The 3352-nt window shown below is 62.4% G+C and carries 4 protein-coding genes; 2 read left to right on the top strand and 2 right to left on the bottom strand.

The annotated features are described in order from the left end of the window. Both EN750_RS25035 and EN750_RS25030 read right to left on the bottom strand, forming a co-directional pair. Positions 1-462 (bottom strand): NAD(P)H-binding protein (locus EN750_RS25035; protein WP_245482800.1); only part of this gene is annotated, 462 nt, incomplete at its 3' end. A 55-nt stretch (positions 463-517) separates the two neighbouring features. Then, complete coding sequence (locus EN750_RS25030; RefSeq protein WP_127398077.1) at positions 518-940, bottom strand: DoxX family protein; 423 nt, start codon at positions 938-940, stop codon at positions 518-520. Positions 941-1059: 119 nt separating this feature from the next. Here EN750_RS25030 and EN750_RS25025 point away from each other — a divergent pair, with 119 nt between their 5' ends. Together EN750_RS25025 and EN750_RS25020 are read left to right on the top strand one after the other, a co-directional pair. After that, positions 1060-1965, top strand: coding sequence for a LysR family transcriptional regulator (locus tag EN750_RS25025; RefSeq protein ID WP_127398075.1), 906 nt, complete (start codon positions 1060-1062; stop codon positions 1963-1965). Positions 1966-2137: 172 nt separating this feature from the next. Further along, the gene (locus tag EN750_RS25020) at positions 2138-3289 is read left to right on the top strand and encodes a hypothetical protein (protein ID WP_127398073.1); all 1152 of its coding nucleotides are present in this window, start codon (positions 2138-2140) and stop codon (positions 3287-3289) included. Positions 3290-3352: the final 63 nt, after the last annotated feature.

The following is a 3352-nucleotide window of genomic DNA, read 5'->3' as shown; positions in this document are numbered from 1 at the left end:
GCCCTGCGCGACCTGCAACCCGAAAAGAAAATTCTCGAAGAATCCGCCTGCGCGCACAAAAGCAACTGGCGATCTCAGGTCGCGAAAACCTTGCTCCAGAAGGGACAAGGCCGCGATCACCCCGTGCCCGCTGGTTCTGTTCGCGCCCATCGACGAAAGCGCAACCACTCGCGGCGGCGCTGCCTTGGTGAGCGCCTCGACATAGCTTGCAATGACGCCCTTTGCTTCCTTGTAATCGGGCGAAGGCGCCCAGACAGGAGGCAGCATGACGAACGCGCCTTCGACGCCTTCGAGCGCCCGCTCGATGGTTGCCGAATCATTCCAATCGCCGTCAACCAGCTCCACGCCCCGGTTCGCCCAGCTCAACGCTTTCTCGCGGTCGCGGACCAGCGCGCGCACCTTTTTGCCTAGCGCTAGCAAATGCCTTGCCGTCGCGCCGCCCACGTTTCCGGTGATTCCCATTACTAAGAACATGTGTTTTCTCCTGATGTTGAGGGACAGAACTGCCCCTGTTGGTTCAATGGATGAGCGGCAGAATGGCCCGGATACGGGGATCGCGCAGATAGAGGCCGCCCCAGGTCATCGCGCCCAGAAGCAGGGAAATGATTTCCGGCGGCGATCCCAACTCACCGATGCGGAGATGGGCGCAGATGGCACCTCCCAAAAAGCCCGTCACCAGGATCGCGCCGAGGACGGCGGTGACCGGGATGGCGTAGAGGATGGCGCAGGCGAGGATGATCGGACCCACGACGCGCGTCAGGTCCATCGCGAACCCGGTTTCCTGCAACATGCTCGCGATCCGTGCCGGCGCGAAAAGCTGAACAGTGCCGTCTGCCATTAAAGCGATAACGACAAACGCGCTCATTATCCGGCCGGCCCACAGGGCGCGATGCAAGGTCATAATTTCAGGTGTCTGATGCGGGTTCACAGTTTCGGACACTTGTCATTCTCCGATGGGGAGATCCCATATTCGAAGCTTACTGTGCCCCTCAGGTGTGATAAACACCGAGGAAATGAATCGACTGTTCTCTTTTTGGGGAACAATACCGGGGCACGAAAATGCAAAATCTCGAACCCATCCTCATTTTCATAACGGTAGCGGAAATGGGGAGCTTCACCCGCGCAGCCGACAGCCTGGGCATCCAAAAGGGGAGAGCCTCAACGGCGGTCCGGAAGCTGGAAGAAGATCTCGGTGTCAGGCTCCTGCACCGGACGACGCGCAGCGTGCGGTTGACGGAAGACGGACGCGCATTTCATGCCCGTGCCCGCGATCTGCTCGCTGAAGTCGATGATCTGCACTCGATGTTCGCAGGCGATCGCGTGGCACTTCGCGGGCGTTTGCGGGTCGACCTTCCGACCGAAGTGGCGCGCACAACGATCGTGCCGGCCTTGCCGGATTTCATGGCGGCGCACCCCCAATTGGAGCTGGAGGTGTCGAGTACGGACCGGCAAGTCGATCTGGTTCAAGAGGGGTTCGATTGTGTATTGCGGCTTGGACCCATTCGCGACGAAACGCTGATCGCCCGCCCGTTGGGCCTGTTGCGCATGGCCAACGCTGCCAGTCCCGCCTATCTGGCGCGCCATGGCGTCCCTCGGTCGCTGGATGATCTCCAGCGTCAGGAACATAGGACAATTCACTTTTCGACGGTGCTGGGCGCGAGACCCTATGGATGGGAATATCCGGACGGCGACAGCTACACGACGCTTCAGTTGCCAGGTGCGCTGCACGTCAACAGCGCGCAGACCTACGAAGCCGCCGCCCTCGCCGGCCTTGGTGTGATTCAGGCGCCACTTTTGGGCATTGGCCGATACTTGGAGAGTGGAGCGCTTGTCGAGATCATACCCGATTTTCGTCGACGGGCGCTCGCCGTATCCCTCGTCGTCGCACATCGGAGCAATCTGTCGCGCCGAGTCCGCGCATTCATGAAATGGATCGAAGATGTGCTGACGCCGTATATGGAATAGCGACTGCCGGTCAGCGATCAGCGGTCCGGCGTCGCGGGCGCCAGCTCGCGTTGCACGCGCCTGTCCCCCAGGTATAGGGCAAGCGAAATTTGCAGAAGTCTTGAGCGCGGACATGACCTTGCACGTCCCAAGCCGACGCAGTAAAGCGGGGGTCGAAGAACGGGCTGGACCGATGAGGCTGTGGTGGTTCGCAAAATCCCGCAAGGCCGCCCGCAAGCTGCCATCGGCAGCCAGTTTCCGCACTGAAATCATCGCCGACGTCTTCGTCCCGGAACGAGCGGAGGACGTCCGCTTCTTCAGCCGCAAGCTGGTTCACCCCGGCCGGCTTCGCCGCTTTTCCAACAAGGACCTTCGGGAAGGCCTGCTGTCCGTCTTCTATCTCGTGGCGGCAGCGGCGCTGCCGGTGCGCTGGTGGGCGCCGATCTGCGGCCGCATATCGAGGGTTCGCCTGAAGCGCCATATGCGCAAGGAATTCCCGGCCTACGCGGCCGCGACACGCGCGGTGCTTGGCGATGGCATCGATACACGCAAGCTGTTCGAGGGATTGCTGGCGGCGCGCCATCGGCGCCGCCTGCAACTTGCCGCACATCTGGTGGCTGGCCGCTGGTCGCCGACGATCCGGCTGGAGGGGCTGGAGGGACTGCGGTCGGCCTTGCAGCGCGGCCACGGCGCCATCCTCTGGTGCGATCAATTCACCGCCCAGACCATCATCGGCAAGCGCGCGCTATACGAGGCCGGTGTCGAGGCGCATCAGGTGAGCGTCAACACCCACGGTATTTCCGAAAGCGCGTTCGGCCTGCGTTTCCTCAACCCGCCGCTGATCGATGTCGAAAACCGGTTCCTGAAAAGCCGGGTCGTCTTTGATCGCGACGACGCCTATCAGGTCACCATCCGCATCCAGAAGATCCTGAAGCAGAATGGCGTGGTGACGATGACCAACACCGTCCATGCCGGCACGACTTTCACCGAGGCAGCCATGGGCGAAAGCGGCTGGACGCATCTCGCCTCGGCGCCGGCGAATTTTGCCGCCAGGGGCCGAACCGCCCTGTTTGCCATGTCGACCTTCGAAGTGGTTCCCTTCATCGAGTACCGCGCCGTGCTCAGCCCCGAGTTGACGCCGGAGGCATCTGTCACCCCGGCGAAGGCCACCGCCGGGGATGGCGCCAAGAACATGGCTGTGCAGGCGCACTACATCCTGCTCAAGCGCGACCGCCTGCTGGAAGCGCTGAGGCTCTACCCCGAGCAGATGCTGACGTGGTCCCGCCGGCAGCGGCTGACCGAGGCCCAGGACGGCACCGAAATCGGCACAGATGAAGGCTCATGACCGGCGTATCAGGCGGACCGCGGCAGCGACGAGCTCACCGACCGGGCGTGTGGCATCGAGTGT

This window comes from Mesorhizobium sp. M7A.F.Ca.ET.027.03.2.1, from assembly GCF_003999175.1.
GTDB lineage: Bacteria > Pseudomonadota > Alphaproteobacteria > Rhizobiales > Rhizobiaceae > Mesorhizobium.
Note: the sequence above shows the minus strand (reverse complement) of the source record. Positions and strands in the feature narration are given on the sequence as shown.

Excerpts from the sequence above, each read along its gene's own strand:
- EN750_RS25025 (WP_127398075.1), top strand. The coding sequence starts at position 1,060 with ATGCAAAATCTCGAACCCATCCTCATTTTCATAACGGTAGCGGAAATG.
- EN750_RS25020 (WP_127398073.1), top strand. The coding sequence starts at position 2,138 with ATGAGGCTGTGGTGGTTCGCAAAATCCCGCAAGGCCGCCCGCAAGCTG.